Below are 1,118 nucleotides of genomic sequence, written 5' to 3'. Positions count from 1 at the left end.
GCCTTGGCGGAAGACTTTACGCCATACAGCATCGATCTGAATACCGCTTTCAGCGATGTGGATAACGTGGATGGCGATCTGAGCTTCAGCGTCTCTGGCAACAGCAACATTCAAGTGGCGATCGTCAACGGTATTGCTACGTTCACTCCAACCGCAGACTGGAACGGCTCAGAAGCATTGACCTTTACTGCCACCGATCCAAGCGGTGAAAGCGTCAGCCAAACGGTGAACTTTACGGTAGCGCCTGTGGCAGATATTGAATCTGACCGCGCGACGGTTGTGGAAGACACGCCGACCATCATTAAGGTCTTAGGTAACGACACGTTCGAAGGCGACGACAAAGTGGTGTCGCTGGATAGCAATAACGGTCCAGCCAACGGCACGGTCTCGGTCAACCCGGATGGCAGCGTCACTTACACGCCAAACGACAACTACCACGGGGCAGACAGCTTCACCTACATCGTTACCTCGGGTGGGGTATCGGAGTCCACCACGGTGAACGTCGATGTCACACCAGTCAATGATGCGCCAGTGGCAAAAGGTGATACCGCTGTTACTGACGAAGACACGCCAGTGACAATTGATGTTCTGCCAAACGACACCGACATCGATGGTGATACGCTGTCTATCCAATCGGCGTCCGTACCTGAAACACAAGGCACAGTAGAGATTGTTGACGGCAAACTGGTCTTCACACCGGCCGAGAACTTCAATGGTGACGCCGAAATCACTTACACCATCACCGATGGTTCGCTGACTGATCAAGCGACGGTCAACGTCACCGTAAATGCGGTGAACGACACGCCTGTGGTTGAAAGTAGCATTGCAGACCAAACCTTGGCAGAAGACTTTACGCCATACAGCATCGATCTAAATACCGCTTTCAGCGATGTGGATAACGTCGATGGCGAGCTGACCTTCAGCGTTTCTGGCAACAGCAACATTCAAGTGGCGATCGTCAATGGCATTGCTACGTTCACTCCAACTGCGGACTGGAACGGCTCTGAAGCATTGACCTTTACGGCTACCGATCCAAGCGGTGAAAGCGTTAGCCAAACGGTGAACTTTACGGTTGCGCCAGTGGCGGACATCGTGGCAGACAAAGCGACGGTCGTGGA

1 protein-coding gene is annotated in these 1,118 nt (G+C 53.2%); it reads left to right on the top strand.

Annotated features, from left to right (window positions below; translation table 11 throughout):
* On the top strand, window positions 1–1,118 hold a 1,118-nt coding region (locus R7190_RS25705), incomplete at both ends, for a tandem-95 repeat protein (RefSeq protein WP_318137658.1).

The sequence above is a fragment of the Vibrio sp. 1078-1 genome (assembly GCF_033340475.1).
Note: the sequence above shows the minus strand (reverse complement) of the source record. Positions and strands in the feature narration are given on the sequence as shown.